This window comes from Oceanobacillus sojae (assembly GCF_900162665.1).
Classification (GTDB): Bacteria; Bacillota; Bacilli; order Bacillales; family Amphibacillaceae; genus Oceanobacillus; species Oceanobacillus sojae_A.
The window spans coordinates 84,595-104,112 of record NZ_LT727813.1; the positions used below are offsets into that span (position 1 = coordinate 84,595).

At 35.0% G+C, this 19,518-nt stretch carries 21 protein-coding genes and 1 pseudogene; 3 read left to right on the plus strand and 19 right to left on the minus strand.

Going from position 1 to position 19,518, the window contains the following annotated elements; translation table 11 throughout:
• Positions 1-737 precede the first annotated feature (737 nt).
• Together istA and istB are read left to right on the plus strand one after the other, a co-directional pair.
• A complete protein-coding gene (gene istA / locus BN1068_RS17695) occupies positions 738-2,237 on the plus strand; it encodes an IS21 family transposase (RefSeq protein WP_077112926.1) in 1,500 nt (499 codons plus the stop codon).
• Complete coding sequence (istB, locus tag BN1068_RS17700) at positions 2,237-2,956, plus strand: IS21-like element helper ATPase IstB (protein ID WP_064467641.1); 720 nt, start codon at positions 2,237-2,239, stop codon at positions 2,954-2,956. The genes istA and istB overlap by 1 nt, the downstream gene beginning before the upstream one ends.
• Before the next feature lie 166 nt (positions 2,957-3,122).
• On the opposite strand, the gene BN1068_RS17705 is transcribed toward istB, so the two are convergent.
• The 6 genes from BN1068_RS17705 to BN1068_RS24355 all read right to left on the minus strand — a co-directional run bounded on the left by BN1068_RS17705 (position 3,123) and on the right by BN1068_RS24355 (position 7,103).
• Positions 3,123-3,401, minus strand: coding sequence for a hypothetical protein (locus BN1068_RS17705; RefSeq protein WP_077604193.1), 279 nt, complete (start codon positions 3,399-3,401; stop codon positions 3,123-3,125).
• Positions 3,402-3,575: 174 nt separating this feature from the next.
• Positions 3,576-3,896: a PepSY domain-containing protein gene (locus tag BN1068_RS24065; protein WP_254846824.1), complete on the minus strand. Its 321-nt coding sequence runs from the start codon at positions 3,894-3,896 to the stop codon at positions 3,576-3,578.
• Between the two features lie 199 nt (positions 3,897-4,095).
• Entirely contained in the window at positions 4,096-4,443 is a 348-nt protein-coding gene (locus BN1068_RS24070; protein WP_254846825.1) for a PepSY domain-containing protein, read from the minus strand.
• Positions 4,444-4,652: 209 nt separating this feature from the next.
• Positions 4,653-6,023, minus strand: a complete 1,371-nt coding sequence (locus BN1068_RS17715; protein ID WP_077604194.1) for a PepSY-associated TM helix domain-containing protein — start codon at positions 6,021-6,023, stop codon at positions 4,653-4,655.
• A gap of 138 nt (positions 6,024-6,161) precedes the next feature.
• Positions 6,162-6,740, minus strand: coding sequence for a DeoR family transcriptional regulator (locus tag BN1068_RS17720; protein ID WP_139344882.1), 579 nt, complete (start codon positions 6,738-6,740; stop codon positions 6,162-6,164).
• A gap of 228 nt (positions 6,741-6,968) precedes the next feature.
• Positions 6,969-7,103, minus strand: a complete 135-nt coding sequence (locus tag BN1068_RS24355) for a helix-turn-helix domain-containing protein (protein ID WP_077604196.1) — start codon at positions 7,101-7,103, stop codon at positions 6,969-6,971.
• Between the two features lie 775 nt (positions 7,104-7,878).
• Between BN1068_RS24355 and BN1068_RS17730 the strand changes: the two genes are divergently transcribed.
• Entirely contained in the window at positions 7,879-8,256 is a 378-nt protein-coding gene (locus BN1068_RS17730; RefSeq protein WP_077604197.1) for a MerR family transcriptional regulator, read from the plus strand.
• A 25-nt stretch (positions 8,257-8,281) separates the two neighbouring features.
• On the opposite strand, the gene BN1068_RS17735 is transcribed toward BN1068_RS17730, so the two are convergent.
• The 13 genes and pseudogenes from BN1068_RS17735 to BN1068_RS17795 form a co-directional block, all read right to left on the minus strand.
• Complete coding sequence (locus BN1068_RS17735; protein WP_077604198.1) at positions 8,282-8,611, minus strand: ROK family protein; 330 nt, start codon at positions 8,609-8,611, stop codon at positions 8,282-8,284.
• Between the two features lie 20 nt (positions 8,612-8,631).
• Positions 8,632-9,390, minus strand: a complete 759-nt coding sequence (locus BN1068_RS17740; RefSeq protein ID WP_077604199.1) for an SDR family oxidoreductase — start codon at positions 9,388-9,390, stop codon at positions 8,632-8,634.
• A 235-nt stretch (positions 9,391-9,625) separates the two neighbouring features.
• Complete coding sequence (locus tag BN1068_RS17745) at positions 9,626-10,981, minus strand: glycosyltransferase (protein WP_077604200.1); 1,356 nt, start codon at positions 10,979-10,981, stop codon at positions 9,626-9,628.
• A gap of 81 nt (positions 10,982-11,062) precedes the next feature.
• Complete coding sequence (locus tag BN1068_RS17750; RefSeq protein ID WP_077604201.1) at positions 11,063-11,773, minus strand: GntR family transcriptional regulator; 711 nt, start codon at positions 11,771-11,773, stop codon at positions 11,063-11,065.
• Positions 11,774-11,846: 73 nt separating this feature from the next.
• Positions 11,847-12,590: an SIS domain-containing protein gene (locus BN1068_RS17755; RefSeq protein WP_077604202.1), complete on the minus strand. Its 744-nt coding sequence runs from the start codon at positions 12,588-12,590 to the stop codon at positions 11,847-11,849.
• Positions 12,591-12,627: 37 nt separating this feature from the next.
• A complete protein-coding gene (locus tag BN1068_RS17760; protein ID WP_077604203.1) occupies positions 12,628-12,966 on the minus strand; it encodes a hypothetical protein in 339 nt (112 codons plus the stop codon).
• Positions 12,967-13,026: 60 nt separating this feature from the next.
• Entirely contained in the window at positions 13,027-13,923 is an 897-nt protein-coding gene (locus BN1068_RS17765) for a neutral/alkaline non-lysosomal ceramidase N-terminal domain-containing protein (protein ID WP_077604204.1), read from the minus strand.
• Positions 13,924-14,733: 810 nt separating this feature from the next.
• A pseudogene (locus tag BN1068_RS17770) lies at positions 14,734-14,983 on the minus strand (transposase); the annotation flags it as partial.
• A gap of 44 nt (positions 14,984-15,027) precedes the next feature.
• Positions 15,028-15,264, minus strand: coding sequence for a hypothetical protein (locus BN1068_RS17775; protein ID WP_077604205.1), 237 nt, complete (start codon positions 15,262-15,264; stop codon positions 15,028-15,030).
• 15 nt (positions 15,265-15,279) lie between these two features.
• Entirely contained in the window at positions 15,280-16,041 is a 762-nt protein-coding gene (locus BN1068_RS17780) for a Ger(x)C family spore germination protein (protein WP_175637195.1), read from the minus strand.
• A gap of 7 nt (positions 16,042-16,048) precedes the next feature.
• Positions 16,049-16,441 carry a Ger(x)C family spore germination protein gene (locus BN1068_RS17785; protein ID WP_077604207.1) on the minus strand — a complete coding sequence of 131 codons (393 nt, stop codon included), beginning with the start codon at positions 16,439-16,441 and terminating at the stop codon, positions 16,049-16,051.
• A complete protein-coding gene (locus BN1068_RS17790; protein ID WP_077604208.1) occupies positions 16,438-17,556 on the minus strand; it encodes a GerAB/ArcD/ProY family transporter in 1,119 nt (372 codons plus the stop codon). Before BN1068_RS17790 ends, BN1068_RS17785 begins: the two co-directional genes overlap by 4 nt.
• 19 nt (positions 17,557-17,575) lie before the next feature.
• Positions 17,576-19,132: a spore germination protein gene (locus BN1068_RS17795; protein ID WP_077604209.1), complete on the minus strand. Its 1,557-nt coding sequence runs from the start codon at positions 19,130-19,132 to the stop codon at positions 17,576-17,578.
• Between the last annotated feature and the right edge of the window lie 386 nt (positions 19,133-19,518).

The following is a 19,518-nucleotide window of genomic DNA, read 5'->3' on the forward strand; positions in this document are numbered from 1 at the left end:
AGTAAAAAAGTAGAATTAGCTCTACCTCATTTTGTAAGGCCGGAAGAAATTGCAGCAACAGCTGTATTTTTAGCTTCATATCCTGACGGAAATGCATATACCGATCAAACTTGAGATTAAATAGTGATAATGTTATGTTTTAACAGATTTAAAATGTAAAGTGCAGTATTGTTAGTATTTGAATAGATATTGCTAGTGGTTCCAAATAAAATCTTTAAAATAATTTCAGACATAAATTTAGCACAATCTAATTAACATCAGATTGTGCTTTTTATTAAAAGTAGTTTCTACCTCTTGAATATTTTTCTGTAGTGGTAAACCAAATAAAAGTTGATTTTATTAAAATCATTGCTTAGTAATACAAAGAATCTGCTGATATATTATGAATATAAAAAAACACTTATAACAGTGCCCTTTTATATTCATTAATGTCGCTTATTTAACATTTATCTATTAAAATTAAAAAAAGCAACATACTTTATTATTTAGTGATGATGCTCATGTCCCTCATTTGAATCTTCTGGCTCGTCAACATCCTCTACTTCCTTATAATCTTCTACAATAAATTGTTTTGTTAGCATAACGTGTTTATGGCAAACTAATAATGTAGGGATTGGCATTTAATTTATGTATGGCCCGTAGGGCATACATAAATTAAATACGCCACTTGCCAACTCCTCCAAATAACTTTAAACTCCTCGTTGGACCAACAACGTTCGACAGGAGGTTATTAGGAGATGTTAGCAGTGGCACAAATTGATTATATCAGACATGAGGTAAATCAAAAAGGTGAATCCTATGCCGATGTGGCAAGGAGAATGGAAGTTGACCCACGTACAGTTAGTAAGTATGCAAATCAGGAAGAGTTCAAAAGAAAGAAAAAGCAAAAACGAAAAGCACGGGTAATGGAGCCAGTTAAGCCCATTATAGATAAGTGGATTAAAGAAGATTTAAAGAAGAAAAAGAAGTATCAGAGAACAGCTAAAAAAATGTATGAGCAATTAAGAGATTTTCATAGCTTTACAGGGTCAGACCGCACTGTACGCGATTATGTATCCAAAAGAAAAAAGGAATTAAAGGAATCGATGACAGAAGCAGCCTTACCTCTTGAATCTATACCAGGTACAGCTCAAGTTGACTTTGGAACTGGGCCATTTAACTATGATTCAGAAACGATCGATTTACCGTACTTAGTGATGTCGTTTCCGTATAGTAATAGCTTTTATTTTCAAGTTTTTCCTTCGGAAAATACAGAATGCTTATTGGAAGGTTTACAACGGATGTTTCAACATATGGGCGGGGTTCCGAAGACGATACGATTTGATAATTTATCCCCTGCAGTGAACAAAATATTTTCTAAAGGGGAACGTGAATTAACAGATACATTTGAACGCTTTGTATTACACTTTGGTTTTCAGTATGAGTTTTGTAATCCAGGTAAAGGCAATGAAAAAGGCCATGTAGAAGCCATGGTGAAATATGTAAGAAACAACTTTTTATTACCGGAAAATAGGATTATAAACGTTGATCATTTCAATGAAACATTATGGGAAATGGCAGAAAAAGATCGTGATCGACTACATTACGATAAAAAGATCCTTCAGTCAAAATTGTTTGAAGAGGATTTAAATAGCTTTCTTATGTTGCCTGAAAAGGGATTTGAATGTGCTCGATATGAGGAATTGAAATCAGACAAATATGGAATCGTCAATGTAGATACAAAACAATATTCGACATCTCCAAGGTTTGCGCAACAAAAAATTAGAGTCCGTATTACTTATAACGAAATTGCCATTTTGAACGAAGATAACGAAGTGATTGCCAAACACACCAGACTCTATGGTGTAAGGCGGAAATCTATGATTTGGCAGCCTTATCTAGATTTATTGTCCAAACGACCAAGAGCTATAAAATATTCAAGTATTTACAACCAGTTTCCATCTATTTGGACGGACTATTTAAAGAACTGTACAGAAGAAGAACAAAAAAATGCTTTACGCCTATTAGGAGAACTTTTAAAGAATGATGATTTTTCATTACTCAATGAAGCTCTTACGATGGCTTCATCTCATGGCCATCCAAGTACGGATCAAATCAAGCATTGTTTTTACACTGTAATAAATCAAAGCAATACATATAAGGAGATAAGTCCAGCTATTAATCTACCAACTATGCCTGCGGCAACCAGAGGGCTTTCTCATTATGATTCTTTACTTCAAAGCGGAGGTGTATCTTGATGAAAGAGCAAATTGAAGCACATGCCAAACGCTTGAAGTTAAGTTGGATAAGAGAGCATTACCATGAAATTAAAGCTGAAAATAATTATGACTATCTTCTTCAATTATTTGAAAGGGAGGTTGAAAATAGAGAGGAAAGAAAAGTGAACTTATTACTAAAGCAAGCACAATTACCAAAGACAGGCGACCAACCTTTTCAATGGGAACATATTCAAATCCCTCAAGGGATTGATCGTGATAAGATCCTCCAAGGGGAATTTATTCATGAAAAGGAAAATCTGATTTTATATGGTGGAGTCGGCACAGGGAAAACTTATTTGGCAACATTAATTAGCTTAAATGCCATACATAGGTATGGCACCAAAGTGAAGTTCTTTACGTTGGCATCTTTAGCAAATAAATTAATAGAGGCGAACCAAAATGGTTCCCTCCCCAGGCTGATTAAACAGCTTGAAAGACTGGATTTACTTATATTAGATGAACTAGGCTATATTCCTCTTCACAAAGAAGGTGCAGAGTTATTGTTTCAGGTGATATCTATGTGTTATGAAAACAAAAGCTTGGTGATTACTACCAACCTTCAATTTGGACAATGGAATCATGTTTTTGGGGATCCAATATTAACAGAGGCTGTGATTGATCGACTTATTCATCATTCACATTTACTACTTTTTAACGGTGAGAGTTTTCGTTATAAAGAATCATTAATACAGCAATAATTGGAGGCGACAAGTGGCATGCATTTTTAAATGCCATTTCATACATTTTTTACTTGCCAAATACAGCATAACGTTTGAATTGTTGTATCTTGCATGTATTTTTATATTGTATACACCATCCTTTTCAAAAAGCGTCTCTATCTCATATCTGCTATTTAATGTTTTTTCAAACAGATGGCTCCAGTACCTTCTCAGAATCTTTCTCCCATATTTCTGCAGATATTTCATCTACATCGGTTAATGCTTTCCCACTTTCTGATAGCTCAATTTCCAACTTTGTATTCTCTTCTTTAACAATATTTTGAGGTATTTGTACATTGATTTCTAAAGGTTCTTTCTTATAATATTTCTTTGTGACACCTTTATCTACTGCTTGAAAAGAACAACCTATTAATATTATGGACATTGTAACGCCAAACAATCCTACACTGATTCTTTTTATCATGAAATCTCTCCTCCTTTTTCAGAGGAACCAAAGAACCATTTTCTGAGTTTCGGGATTTGCCGGATGACAAACCAGTCAAGTAAAAGATTACCAGAACCGATAGTCCAAATAGCGGAAAAATGATTGCAAAGACGATTAATATTATCAATATGCCACGTAATTTTAAAATACTTATTAATTTTGGTGCACGAAATGTCCTTCTGGTTTACGTTCCCACCAGAGAATTAACCCTTCAATGATTAATCGCATAATTCCTAAACATACAAACAGCCCAATAAACTGATTAGCTAACCCATATTCCAATCCTTTATGAACAGTGATTCCCCAAGACATCAATTTACCTAACGGTTCGTAATTATCATACAGATAATCTGCTAAAATCTCCCCACTATACTGATCAATATGCATTGTTGCTTCATCTTTTGCTTTTGGAGGGAAGACAGAAATGTATATACGCCATCTTCTGTTTGAGAGTAGATAATCTCTTTGATTCAATGTAGCACTTCTATTGTTTCCGCGGCCCATAGCACATCCGCAATATCTTTTATTTTTACATCTGAACTAGGGGCGCTGCCCATCCAAATACTTGGTGGATAACCGACGCCCGCATTCGTATTCCATGTTTGAAAGGTTGTACCTCAATTTCCTGTCCACAACAATCTGGTGAAAACAAAAAAATAATTGCCAGTGACAATCAAAATCCTGGTACAACATGAAGAACACGTATAAAGGTTCTTTTTCGTGATTTTAACCTTGGATAAAGTACTCCTGCCATTCGCATTTTTCGTGGCCACCAATCATTAATTTTTACTTCGGCGGAACGGTCAGCAGCATCACATGGCCGATAATTGTTTACATCTGAATTAGGGCATTCTTCCTTTACAGTATCTACCACTTTCGAATGGATAAGCTTTTCTCCCTGATCAGCTACAGTATAGTAATCATCGTATAAAAATTTTTCAACCTGCGGCTTGAATAAATAAACAGAACCTGTAATGGCATGAATCATTAAAAATGGCGCTATAATAATCCCTACATACATATGCCAGCGCCAAATAGGTTATCTATTTACGTTTCTAATCTTTCTTCAATACTAGCAACCTCCTGATAATTCTCTGTCACTGAAACAAATCCTCAGGGTTTCAGTGACGTAATAAATATAATTTATAGACGTTTATTGTTGAGTAGTATCAATGTTTTAATTACAAGAAACAAAATTCAGCTACTCTATTTAGATTCTGAATCCTTAAATTAGGAAAATTCCTTTTTCCGCTTGTCCATGAGATTTAGAAGTAATTCTAATATAAGGATCAAAATAAGCGAAATACCGAAAAGTGGCATGATTAAACCTAAAATCACCATTAAACTGACAAAACCAATAGAAAGTTTTTTAGATACTTTGACTGGAGCAGACAAGCTGCCTTTTTTCTTGCGATTCAGCCATGTCATGAATCCCAGTAAAATAAGTGTTAAGAAGCCAAGACAAACAGCTAAATTAATAATTTTATTTGGCCAGCCAAATAAGTGTCCCTCATGTAATGGAATTCCCCAGGTAAACCATTTACCAATAACCCCATAATTTTGATAATCTACTTTTCCAAGCAAATCACCTGTGTATTGGTCGAAATAATTCGTTGTTTCTTCATAAGGGGAAACATCCAGACCAGTGATACCAGAATTGCTTCCTTTAGAAACGGTAAATACACCTAGCTCATCTGTTGGATAAATGATAGAATATGGTCTACTTATTCCTTCTTCATCAGCTCTGTTACTAATTTCTTCAACAGACAATTGATTAGAAATATCATTAGGTGTTCTTGCTCCTGATTCATGATGGCCTGCATGCCCTTTATGATCTTCATGTTGTTCAGAAATTGGTTCTTGTTGACTTCTGGTTGCCCATGGTATTTCATTTACATCGGATGTAGGGGGATTGTATCTCATCTCTGTATTTCCTAAATCAGGATAGCTTTCTCCTAGTTTATTAATTTGGCTTCCCATAAATGCAGACCAAGGCAGACCAGTGAAAATAATTATTACCATTGGTATAGTTATAATTACACCGATAAGAGCATGATTTCTTTTATTATTCTGCCGTCTATTCTGGGTATTTCTTACTTGAAGTGCTTTTCCCTTAAAAGTTAAATAAATACCAGATAACAATAAAAAAATAGCCCAGCATGCTGCTAATTCCATTAGATAGTTTACCAATGTTCCTCCAATAAATAGAGAACTATGTAGATTCCGAAGTACATTGGAGTATGTGAATTCCGCCTTTTGATCCCCGACTATCTGATTATTATCATCCAAAAAAACATATTTTTCATCTCCAGTATTACCTGTTAAAGTTAACCTTTTATTATAAGGTTCGTCCAACATAATTACCTTTGATACTGTATAGTCTTCATAGGTATTATTTACTTCGGATATTCCTTCTTCCAACGTGAATGTCTCTTCTTTGCCACTGTCACCAAAAAACAAATCGTCATATAAAGCATTCTCTGCATTTGTATAAAATAAATAGCCGATACCGCTTAGTGTCAACGTAATTAACAATGGTGTAATAAAAAGCGCAGCATAAAAATGCATCCTCCAAAACCTGTTATAATTGTTTAATTTCATCTGGCTCCTTCTTTCTAAAGTTTGGTTATAAATCCTTGTCTCCTTCAAAATAAGTAAAGTCTTAGAGTGCCTCTGAAAATATCATTTACTAAATTAATCATGATTTTTATACAATTCCATATCTCTTGCTTATCTTCTTTACTTTTGTTTGGAACAACAGCCGGCCTGCATTGCTTCTGTCACTCTTTCAGCAGCTTCTTCAAAACGAAGTACGGTTCCATCAAACCCCTTTACAAATTTTTCTGCATGATCTTTATTTCCAAAAGTCAACACTTGAGGCTCACAACATCCCATTTGGAGTGAGGTATCCATCACAAACCAGGCAGTTGTGGCGCTTATTGTGGTATTTGTCATAAAATCATGACACAAAGCCTGCAAGACAACTTCTCCCAATTGTTTATGCCTCAAAATACCACAATGAGCACAACAGGTTCTTTCAATTCGATTGGCGGAAAGGATAAGTTGATAGGTAAGTTTGCCCTCATTACTTATTGGTTTATGACAGTATGTACATTGCTTTTGTTGTATCTTATTAGAAACCTCCTGTAATTGAACACCGCCAAAGATTTTTTTAACCAAACCCTGTTCCATTAGTAACTTTAAATCACGATGAATGGTCATTTCCGATACTTCAAATTTTTCGCTTAAATCTCGAATTTTCACATGACCTTCTTCCTGAATCATTTGATATATTTGCTCTTGTCTTTTTGATTTCAACAAACTATCACACCTTTAATCAAAATATAACATTTTATAACAACAGTATAGCATATTGCATTTCTGAATTGATTAGAAAAAAAGAAATTTTTATGATCAAACTGTGAAACTTTAGTGGATAAAACTAAATTCTAATAAAATTACTAATAGCACGTACTCTAAATTATTCAGAATACGTGCTGTTTCAATATTTTTGTCTATTCCTCATCTTCTTCAATTCGGAATAATTCATTCATATCTAGCTATATCATTATAAATCGTGCTCCGAGATACATTAAATCTATCTGCAAGTTCATTTACAGCCAAGTAATCATCTGAATGAATTAATTGATTTAGCAAAGCTATAATTCTTTGATTCAACACATAACACCACCTAAAAACATAATATAATGCTTTGTATTATGCCCTATCTGCATTATAAATAACTCTTATAGTCAAAATAAGACCAAATACTTAACAAAGTTAATTACAAAGTTGTACCTGCGTGAAAATATTTTTAATATCTGATTTTAAGAAGCGTTTATTGATTTTTTATTATAGGTTGAGGATTATAACATTATAATCGCAATAGAATTCACGATAATGTTGGGGATAAAATACCCCAAGAAAAGGAAAATTTATATACTCGTGCTGTTGAATTAACCTCTTATGACGTGCCAACACGGTTTTAAAATCACTGGTTTCCTGTCCAGAAAATCATGCCCGTAGAGGATCCATGTTAAGTTCTACCAGTTTATATCAATCAAATTCAAAGAATATATATAAACTTAACTTATTTGTGCTTTGTATCCAAAATATTGACCTAGCTTCAATACAGAAGCATATGATACACTTAGTTTAAGTAAGCTCAAACTATAATCATCGTTCTTTATCTAACAATTGAACCAGTTTTTTGAATAAGGGATATTACATATTGACATAAAATAAACAGATGCATCATACAATTACTGGAGGAAATTTAATAAGAAACGGCAATACCACTCAAAATCTCAAATAATATTTTCCATTTGAAATAGTACCAGTGAAGTTGTGTTTTCGGGAAACGAATGACTGAACTTTGTCACACCATTACTCTTTATCACCCCCCTCCCCGAAATTACGTACAAGAGAAAAATGAAGAACAAGGAGCTTAAAAAATATGCTGACAATCAAAAAGGCTTCTGAAAAAGTAGAAGTTCCGGTATCAACAATTCGATATTATGACAATGAAGGGCTTTTGCCATTTATTAAGCGTGATGAAAATGGTTACAGGATGTTTAAAGAGGAAGATTTATTCTGGCTGGAATTAATAGGTTGTATGCGTGCAACAGGAATGTCTATAGAAACATTAAGGCATGTGGCACAACTTCATATGAAGGGAGATAACACATTAGAAGAAAGAACACGAATCTTTCGTGATCATCAGAAAAAATTGCAAAAACAAAAACAAGATATTGATATGGCATTGGAAAAACTAACTAAGAAAATGAAGATGCTGGATGGTGAAATCTCAGTTGAAAACCCCTCTCAGATTTAGACTTTTGAGAGGGGTTTTATAAGATTCATTTTGCGTTCTGCAATAGCTTTTTTTGAACAAAGTCTTTATCCGAGTCAACAACGGAAGGGAAACCAAATGAAGCTTCCAAATCTTTTTGAAGCTGTTCCTGTGACTCTCGTCCAAGCATTTCTTCAGCGTCTACTACAACACCAATCGCGAATACATCATTATGGTAAAGACCTTGTTCATGTGACAGTTCAACCATTTTTTCTGTCAAATCATTAACGAAAGTTTCTTTAGAAACGAAAACTTTTCTACTCGCTTTCACGTCCCCATTAGAAGTCAGTATAGAGATAGTCGTCAATGGAGCATATTCAGCAAAAAAGCAAAACATGTAGATCCTCTCCTTTTTAATTAGCGCGTTGTATACCCTCCATTGGCGAATATTGTTTGACCATTAATCCACCATCCGTCCGTTGTTAAAAATTTAACTAACGGAGCAATATCTTCAATTTGAGTTAATTGATTATGAAGAGCTTGAGACTTATGAAATGCTACTCTTTCATCCGTTTCTTCAGGATAAAAGAAAGGTGTATCCATTGGACCAGGAGCAATGTTATTTACTGAAATTCCTCGGCTCATTAATTCTGCCGAGGCAGCTCGTGTATAATGCTCAACGGATGCCTTTTCGCCCGCATAAGTAGAGTATCCATCCGTATAGGCGGCTAACAATGCTGTGACGATAGTAATGATTTTCCCATTGTCATTCATATGCTTGGCTGCTTCTTTGATAAAAAAGTAGGCAGATTTTGCGTTAATCTTTTGCATACTATCATATTCTTCTTCAGACGTTTCTACAATTGGTTTGCGAAGAACCTTTCCTACTGTATTAACAGCAATATCAATATTGCCATACTGACTTACTGCAAAATCGAACAGTTCTTTCACTTTCGTTGCACTTGTTAAATCACCTTGAAATAATACAGCTTCCCCGCCGTTATCTCCAATCGACGCAACGGTTTGTCTTGCTTCTTCCTCAGAGGAAGAGCTATGATAATGCACAACTACTTTTGATCCTTCATTTGCATAATCTTTACTTACTAATGCACCAAGATTTTTCCCTCCGCCTGCAACTACCACTACTTTTCCTTCTAATGTATTAAATTTTGCCATGATTATACCTCCTTAGTAATAATTCATCCATAGTATAAACCCTAAAGTACGCTTGAAGGCAATAGATAAAATTAAAATTACCAAACAATTTAATTGTGTCACTCAGAATAATATTCTTCGAACCGTTTAGAAGAACAACCTACACAAAAGGAACACTCAAAAATTTTGAATGCTCCTTTTTGATCTAACAATTTTTAATAATCTTTCAAATGTTGTATAGCCTTAAATGTCTTTTCTACCAACCGTATCTTTGATTTCCCCACTCTTTTTCAATATGCTCTTCTTTTTTTATTAGAAGTGTTTCATGGGATACATCTTTTTCAACGTTTAATCCTGGATAAAGTGCACATTCACTTCCAACTTTTACTCCCGGAAAGAAAACATTGTTTACGCCTGTCCGAGTATAATCTCCGATAAATACTGCGTTAGAATATTTATCGGAGTAACTTCTTCCGTTTATTCTATGTGTTTGACGGGTATCATCAAACCTTAAAATTCCGCAAACACATGCTGCTGCAATATCCACATATTGACCAATCACTCCGTACATTTCGCTATAATGAATTGCAGAAATACCTTGCATGGTTACACCTTCAATTTCAGCATTATGTCCAATTCTATTTTCATATCCAATAACTGTATTGGGTTCTATTTTAGCATAATCCTTAATGTAAGAATGATCTCCTATCAACGCTGGGCCATTTATAATTGCTCCAGTAGCAATTTCTACGTTATTCCCAACAACTACATTACCGTTAATAGTAACATTTTTTCCTATAAAAGAATTTTTCCCTAACACAACATGTCCATTTACTGTTGCTTCTTCAGAAATAAAGGAATAGTCATCAAGAGTATTTTTTTTAATCTCTTGAGTGTATTCTTTAAGGCAATCAATGTTCACATTTAGAATATCCCAAGGAAACTGCAAATTATACACTTTCTCTTGAGCAAACACAGCTTGAATCTTATTTCCTTCTTTCAAATAGTCATTCAAACCATTCTCAAGGAATAATCGGTTAGGAATCATTGAACCTGTTACACGCTGGTTAAACCCGTAATTAGTATATGCAATGGATTCTAAAGCCTCTTTATCCAACTTGTAAACTCCAGAAACTTCAGAAGTCACATAGTGATCTCTCGCATGAGCTAAAAATTTTACAACGTGATTATTTTTTACTTGAGCACCAATCATGTCAATGCTTTCTTGTTTTTTATTCGTTACTAGTACACTTGAAAACTCTTTAGACTCCAGAAGAGAAGCTAAATCATTGGATTTCACGAGATAATTGCCCTTTTGGATGATCACTCCTTCTTCAAAAGGTTCACTACCTGCTCTTAAAAAGGCATCTAAACCTATATTAGGTTCAACATATTGGATATTTTTATACTTTTTTAACAAACGTCTTGTTTGATCTGCTTTGTAGTTTAGAAATACATATATATCCTGTTCTGAAATACCCGACGTTAATAATTCTTCAATCTGCCAAAAAATCATTTCCTTATTTAAAATTGGAAGGCTATTTATTTGATAGTGTTTATCAAATGGAAACATTTTTTCCTGCCGGTCATTACATAATAAAAAAGCTTTCATTTCTATCGCCCTCTCATCTTATTGTTTTTGTTTTTCACCAGAGAATCTAAGACAAGAGCATCCAAAGGAGCATCACCCATTTTATTTATAAACCGTATGCATTAAATAAAAACTTTCAGTTTGATACAGTGCATAGCCTATATTGAATGGTTTTCCATTCTCTAAACAAGCAATGATTTTTGTATCAATGAGTGGTGCTCCTTCTTCAACATTCAAGAAGTCACCCATTCTAGAATTAGCTAATGTTGCACTAATTTTTTGATCTACAAATTCATATTCTATCCCTTGCTCGCTTAGATACTCGTATATAGATTTTTCACAAATCTCTGTGTTTAGTTCTTTAACAATTTGAACATCAAAGTACTCTATTTCATACGAAACAGCTACTTCGTCTGCATATCGAATTCTTTCAACTAACCACATTTCTCCCCCAACAGGAATTTTCATGTCTTTTGCTTGTGTTTCATTCGCCTTTACCTTTTCTAAATTTAATAGCTTAGTAGAAGGTTCCATTCCTCGACTTTTCACTTCAGACGAAAAGCCAATTCCTGCCTTAAATCCAAAAAATTTAGGTAAAGGATTAACGAAAGTTCCTACACCTTTCTTCTTAGACAATATTTTTTCATTGACTAGTTCTTCAATTCCACGTCTAACTGTAATTCTTGATACCGAAAGATGATCAGATAATTCTGCTTCTGATTCGATCATTTGGTGAGGCTGGTAAATGCCTGTTTGAACCTGGCTCAAAATATAATTTTTTACTATTTCATACTTCGGAACTTTGCTTGTCATACAAACTACCCTCTCTATTTGTTATAAACTGCTGTTATTATAACACTAGAAAAGATGAGAAACACTCTTTGATTTATTTCCAATATCCATAGTATTGGGTAAATAGTTTATCATTATATTCATCTGCTCCATCTAAGTTAGAGCTCTTAAATACGGGAATGTCTAGCCCAGCGTCTTTTAAGCGTGAAATTACTCCAATGATAATAGTTTGTGCAATCCCTATTCCTGTGAAATCAGATGTTGGACCTAAATCCGCTTCCACTCCTTCTATACGGTAAGCAGCATCTCCCTTAGGTGCATGACTATTAATTGTAATATCAGCAATCTCATAAATGTTTTTCCCCGACTTATGACGAGAAGACACGGATTGAGAATGTTCTATAGATGTTAACGCTATAACGCTTGCACCTATTTTCTTCGCTTCTATGCACATTTCAACCGGGATGTTATTTCTTCCCGAATTAGAAACAACCATGATTGTATCTCCAGCCTCAACCTTATAAAGCGATAATATATTTTGCGCGTATCCGTCTAAACGCTCCATATATGTACTTTTATTTGGCATTTGGTGCAGCATTAATTCTGGAGGTAAGATACCTTTCACATACGCAAGTCCACCTGCTCTGATATAAATCTCTTCTGCTACCATATGAGAATGACCAGAGCCAAACACATAAAAACGTCCATCATTTTTACAACTTTCAAAAATTAATTCCGATGCTCTATTGATCGACTCACCTTCATTTTCAATCACTTTATTCCATTTCTCACTTAAATACTCCAAAAACTGTGTAATCTCTTTATTAGAAGTTGTCATCTTTATTCCTCCATTTCATTTTACACACATATTATCACTACATGTCATTACATGTAAAGGTTTTTATATGATTTTCTATTATTTTTATCAATTTCTCTGATTCACCGCATTTAAAAAAACTACTTTGAGCTTCATATTTTTCTGTTTTATATAAATCCTTCTCTGCAAAATAAAATAAGTAATCATTCCCAAGACTAAAAATTATAGCGTTGTATTTTTTTCTTAGCTTCTTAGTTAGCCCAGATGTGACTTCTCCAGGCAGTATAATGATCAATTGTTTATCCCAAAGTCCAATCCAATAGGACACTTTAATTGAGGTAATAGTATTTAAAGACTCTTTCATATTAATCACGGCACGCTTCCCTTCAATTTCCACATCAATTAACCTTTTTTCTTCTATGCTTTTTGACTTTCGGGACTTTTGCGTTAACTCTTTTTAAACTTCTTGCACCCTTTCCTTAGAAATTTTACTTACATCTTTTACTTCTAAACTTACAGACCCTTCCAGGAAATAAAGCTGGTCAAGAGTTTCATTCTTTTTTATATACTGCCTCTTGCTTAGATATTGTGAGTGAAGAGATTGACCAAATATTTTTGCTTGCTGGAAACTCTGATTTTCTCTAGTAAACCGGGTACTAACATTTGCACTACTCCCACTTATAAAACTTATTAGATCAAATCGTTGAGACATTCTTTTGTAAAATTCCCAAAGAAAATCTGCTGTTAGTAAATGATTGCTAGCAGATAAAACAGTAGGATGACAGGCGTAATTAACTAGTGCTGTTTGATTAGTATCAATTTGCATCTCAAATACAGTCATGAGTTGATCTATTGTTTTTAAAGGGTGATGTCGATCTGTAGCAATATCCTGTACCTCAGTTTGGCTTATACTGTAGTGAAAAGTTCCCATCTGTTTTTTAGCCGATCGCACTACTTTCTCTATTATCAAACAAAGGACATCCTCTAGGCCATTTTCATACTCTCCAAAAATCCCTTTCAATCCAGCTTTCTCTTTTTTATTGGTATCTACTACGCCACTAGGACCTGAATGTGTATGTGTTGCAAAAAGAAAAAGGTCAAATGCAAAATGTTCCTCACAAGTATTTTCTTTTATTTTGTTTTTTACTTTATAACGTAAAGTGCTATCCACTCCAATCACATCTAATGATACAAAACATAAATAACATTTGTTTTGTTCGTCAAGAAACACATGTGCCTTGACAAATAACGAATCATGTTGTCCTTCACACTTTCTTATTGGATAATATCCGCTTAACTCTGTTATCAGATTAGAATCCAGCTCTTTTTCAGAATAACCATACAAAAATGTCATTATTTTTTTACTCCTTCACAAATTCACATCGACATATTATAATATCTTGTCATAACAAAATAAAAATTGAGAGAAGGAAAACATTTGAATGTAATCATACGATTAAGGACTTGAGATTTCAGAGGCATTGTCAGGTCAGGTTGTGACACTTTTTGCAATCGGTTCTGTCGTTCAGCTATTCCATTGGTTACTTTAACACGGAGGCGGGGCTAAAAAATATTATTAACGGCGCCAGACATTTTGTTCTTGCCAATACATTAACAGCTTTTCCCCTTGTTATATTATATCCTTACCCTGGTATTATGTTGTATTGTAGAAACGACTATTGGATTGCTTTTGGGGGGTAGTAGCGGGTTATTCATGTCGCATGGTGATGCTGCCTCTACAAGGGCGTGCCTTAGCCATTGCAGGAACAGGACATTCGATTGCATTGTCACTGGGCGGTCGATTCTCGTATTAGTCCAGCAGAACAACGTGAACATTTTTTTCGTGAATTATGTCACATTCTTTTTCATGTCAGTCATCAGTCAGATATACATGAACCATTTCGTAACTTGGAAAAATGGGAAACTAACCACTTTGTCAAGTATGCTGTGTTACCCTTTCACATGATTAAAAAGTATAATCTAACTAATGAATATTTAAAAGAAGAATTCTAAATAATTCACCATTTTTTAAAGAGCAAACATATATAAATGGATTTCATAAATCCTAGCTCTTACAGGTAGGGCAAGGCTTGACAGCTCTAAAAGGAAATACCTCCCCAAAAGACTGGAGGAGTACTTCCTATAATCATTATGTGACAAACATATCTTTAAACCGGGTTCGACGATTCCAGCTGATGGTAATATGATGAGGAACTGGATCGGTCAGCTTTAAGTCTAAGAACAAGCGGTAAGCATTATTTGTTTGAAATTCTTTTAAGTTGGCGTTCGGAACGAATACTGAAAAAATAGCAAAAAAACATCATTTTGAATAAAATAAGATGATACAGAGAGGGACATTCTTCACAATAATAAGATTTTACTTTTTCAATAATAAAAGAGCAATCAATGTATTTATGTCCTAGTACGAATATTGAAAGAAGCTATGTCTGATTGCATATCATGAGAATATTCCAAGAAAAATATTTCTCAAACTTGTTAGAACGTGGTCAACCATCTTTGCAGGTGAATCCATATTCGGAAAAACAATATAGGTCACAGCTAGCGACCAACCTATAATCATTAAGAAAGAAAACACCATTTTCTCCTTTTTCTTCGTTGATTTTATTTTTGACCATTGATAAATAAACATCAACACTGCCACTGCCGTTACACTAAAAATGTAGACACCTTTCATGTTCTTCACCTCTTTTTACCAAGGTACATTTCCTTGCCCTGTTCTTAAAATTTTTGCCTCAATATCAAAAGTTACTTCTACGGAAGGAAATCTTTCCTCCCAGTCTTTTTTTATTCCCTTCCATTGTTCAGGGTGCTTTCGTCTAAATTCTTCACCAAATTCGATAATGTCTGCTTTCATCTCTTTCTGCACTATTTCTAGAGTATCTGTTAGACGTGTTTCAATCGCTTCTGCTAACTCCTTTTCCAGTACTCTTTGTTTTTCGATTTCATTTAAATCCCAATTCGTTTTATTCTGTATCACATCATCTATCGTTTCAATCTGGACAGTCATTTTCAATTGGTTGCCGTCTATCTCAGGTATCAACTTTGTTGTTCCCTTAATTAAATTCATAGAAATAAGACCGTCTGCATTTTCTGGTTGTACCGTGACCGTAGCTTCTTTTATTTCATCTCTAAACCATAGTACTCCTCTAGTTAACCGATCATCAATGGAACCGACCATTTTACCGTTTTTTAAGATAGCTGATTGATTAATATACGCAGTCGTTTCTAAGGGCTGTTCCCCCTCTTCAGGTGGTAATTTATCAACCATAGGAAGAATGGCAGCGTCCGATTCTCCTTTCAACATTTCCATTAAATCAAATAATGTTACTTTCATTAACACTTCTGATTTAGCTAATTCTATTAATACCTCAGAAGAACTTCTTTCTAAAGGCGGAAGCAAAGCCATAATATCTTTCGCACTTCCCTCGCTAATAAATACGTAACTTCTCAACCGCGGCTCAGGCAGGATGACGGATTAAAAAATCTAATTCTTCACGAATTCCTGTCTCGGCTAAAGCTTTATTAATCACAATCGCTTTCGTATGACTCCATAGAATTTCTCTTGGAAGTTGTGTATCAAGATCCTCAATGGCTTTTGGTATCGATATGCCTTTTCCTGTTTGATGAATCATTTTATTGCCCCCTACCTGGCTGCTCTCTCCCCCCATTCCCTCGCCACCATCACTGTTTGGAGAATGTATCTCAACTGTTACTTCTATTTCTCCATCTTCCGTTTGATCCAATCCCACTCCAGTTACAACCCAAAGATCATTGGTCTCCCTTCGGTCCCAACAACCCGTGAGCAAAAATAAGGAGATACCGATAAGCCATATTATTTTCAGCCGCTTCACTTTTTCTCCCTGCCTTTCTGCTTAAAAATCTTCATTTTACGTATGTAAGCTATCGAAAGCAGGAACATGGGGATAATCAGTCCATACACCAAAGTATCTGTTAACCCATGGGAAACCTCATGAAAATGTTCGGATGCCTCTGCGGAATTAAGAAACGCCTGTATCGCAAACACCCCAATCAGAAAACCGGTCGGCAGGACAAGAGAGCGGTAGTTGGAGAGGTTAAACCACTGAGCCGTACCCAGCACTAAAGCATAGTAAAACACACAAATTTTGATAAATGTCCCTGCAATCCAAATCGCCATAACAATTGCTTCGAGATGAGACAAAAATTCGGCTATGCTAATATATCTCGCCGCGCTCATAAGTGGGGCAGTAAAATTTCCCGTTACACGTCCAAAGACCAAAATAACGATGATATTAGTAAGCACTAATGTTATCGTAACAGCTAATACCGAAATGCCTCCCCATTTCATTCCTTTTTCTCGATTTGTTAAATATGGAAGGAAAAAATAGATAATTCCAAATTGAGCAAACCATGTGTATAAAGCCAAAGAACCTTTAACGGAAGGCATTATACCATTCTCCATCACTGGTAGCATCCGCTTTATCTCTATATCTGGAAGGAGTAATACGACGATGACCAAAAAAAGCAAGAAAAAAACTGGGAAGACCATTTCAGACAGTCTTCCTATAACCTCAAGTCCTCCATGTACTGCAAACGCACACAACAGGATCATCATACCTATTACCACATACTTTGGAGTATGGGGGAGGAATTCACTAACCACAAATTCTCCATATTGCCAAACCATCACACTGATTGAAGTATACAGTAACAGCAATAAGATAAAACCGATTACCTTACCAAAAAAGACACCAAGAATATGTTCGCTGTATTGCATAATCGTATCGTCCGGATAAAGCTTGTGTAATTTATATGCAATATATACACTTAGCAAACCTAAAGGAAAAGCCCAAAGAGGAGAGATCCAAATATCCTGCTGCGCAGCATCAAAGACTGTTTTGGGAATGAAAAGAATCCCCGTTGCTATAATAGCGTGATACATCATCACGCTCATCTGTGAAGCTGATATTTTTCCTTTCTCTATCATTTATTTCACCACCTCTAGGTCATTCTTCCCCGCTTTCCTTTTCGGGAAAAGGCTTCTGGTTAGAAGATTGCCGATATTTATTATATTCTCCCGTTAAATGGGGACGCGTATTTAATTTCCATAAAGGTGCCCTTATTAAAGTATCTTTCATATCTCTTCTTTTCATTGGAGCTAATGGAGAGAGATAAGGCACACCGAAGGAACGTAACGTACTCAGGTGTATGATAATAGCCAAGAGTCCCATCATGATGCCTATAAATCCAAACGTTCCCGCCAGTAACATAATTGGAAAACGTAATAATCTGAAGGGAATAGCAATATTGTAACGCGGAATTGTAAAGGAAGCGATACCAGTAAGGGCAACAACCATGACCATGGGATCTGAGACTAAACCAGCAGCTACCGCTGCCTGACCAATAACCAATGCTCCTACAATACTAACAGCAGCTCCTACTTGTTTTGGAAGTCTAAGTCCTGCTTCCCGCAATCCTTCAAACGTAATCTCCATAAGTAAAGCTTCCACTAGCGCAGGAAATGGAATTGCCTCGCGTGAATCAACCATAGTAAGCAGTAATTTAGTCGGAACCATCTCTTGGTGATAGGTAATCACAGCAACATATAAAGATGGTAACAGGAGAGAAATAAATAAAAATATTAAACGTAACCAGCGAGTTGCCGTAGATATCACGAAATGATGATAATAATCTTCTCCAGATTGAAATAAGGAATAGAATGTCGTTGGAGCAATCAAAACAAAGGGTGTACCATCCACAACAATGACCACACGTCCTTCCAGCAAATTAGAAACTGCTGTATCAGGTCGCTCTGTAACAAGTACTTGTGGAAACGGAGAGTAAGAATTGTCTTGAATTAATTCTTCTATGTACCCAGATTCTAATATTCCATCAATGTCAATTCGTTTAATACGTTGAGTGATTTCTTCAATCAGCGTTTCATCTGATAAATCTTGAATATAAGTTATCATAATTGTAGTTTGTGTGTAACTCCCCACTTTTAAGGTTTTCATTTTTAGTTGGGGACTTTTGATCTTTCTTCGCAACAAAGAGGTATTAACCTCCACACTCTCCGTAAAACCTTCACGAGGCCCTCTAACTACCAACTCACCAGATGGTTCTTCGATGGCACGCTTCTCCCATTTAGCCAATCCCAATGCATATCCTTGTTGGTCACCATCCAGCAATAAAATAGGGTTACCAACGGATAATTGTTCAACACAGGTGTCAAAAGATTCAATCTTTGTTATCTCGGCAACAGATACTCTCTGTTCAATCAATAATCTGGGATTTATAGATTTCTGATCGGTTTGTTGCATAAGCGGTGTTAATACATTACTGTCTATTTCTTCAATATTTGACATACCTTTTATGTAAACTAATTGAGCCTTTATCTGATCAGCAATTACAAATGAACGGAAAATAACATCTGAGCAATCTTCATAAAGAAAATGTAGCACTTCTGTATTTTTCTCCAAATTAGAATAAAGAGGTTTTAAAACCTCTTCATCAATCTGCCGTTCTTTATTTCGATTAAATTTAAATTTTTTTCGATTAAACATAAGAATCCCACTTTCTTATGGTCTCTAAACATTCATATTATATGGAGGTATCTTCCCAGTAGTATCTCACTTATTTTTAAATTTATTCCCTGTTAAGAAATGCTATATAGACAAAACATCCTTTATTTTTTGTTCCACTTCAACAAGTTTATTTACAGGCATTGAATATTTCTCTTTATCAAGAGAAACTCTTTTTTCATTACTGATCAGTATATTTTCATAACCACTTTCAGTCACTTCAGCGATAGCAAAATCATATTCTTCAAGAATATCCCTAGATGAATAGGATTTTTATTTCATTGTTGTTCCCTACATTTATTGCTAAAGATCGAATAAATTCAGCTCTATCCTCCATCAGATCTTCGCAGTTTTCATTTGCATAACCT